1 protein-coding gene is annotated in these 263 nt (G+C 41.1%); it reads right to left on the bottom strand.

From position 1 onward, the window contains the following. The coding region (locus AAEZ03_RS27780) for a TetR/AcrR family transcriptional regulator (RefSeq protein WP_350583113.1) at positions 1 to 263 on the bottom strand (263 nt) is incomplete at both ends.

Raw genomic sequence — 263 nt, 5'->3', positions numbered from 1 at the left:
CTTCTACGCTATCAATACCTTGCAAATGATCCATCATCCTTGTCGCTAGCCTACCAAGCACTATATCCATAATAGTATAAAGTACCGTTTGTTTATCGCCAAAATACTTATAGAGTGTTTGCAACGAGACGTTTGCAGCCTTAGCAATTTGTATCATCGTAATATCGCTAGCATCACTACTAGCAAAAAGCTGGCGTACGGCTTTCTCTATTTTATCTAAAGTAGCAGGGCGCATATCGGACAATGGCGCTAAGGCTAAAGAC

This window comes from Pseudomonas sp. HY2-MNA-CIBAN-0224 (assembly GCF_040310285.1).
GTDB lineage: Bacteria > Pseudomonadota > Gammaproteobacteria > Pseudomonadales > Pseudomonadaceae > Aquipseudomonas > Aquipseudomonas helleri.
Note: the sequence above shows the minus strand (reverse complement) of the source record. Positions and strands in the feature narration are given on the sequence as shown.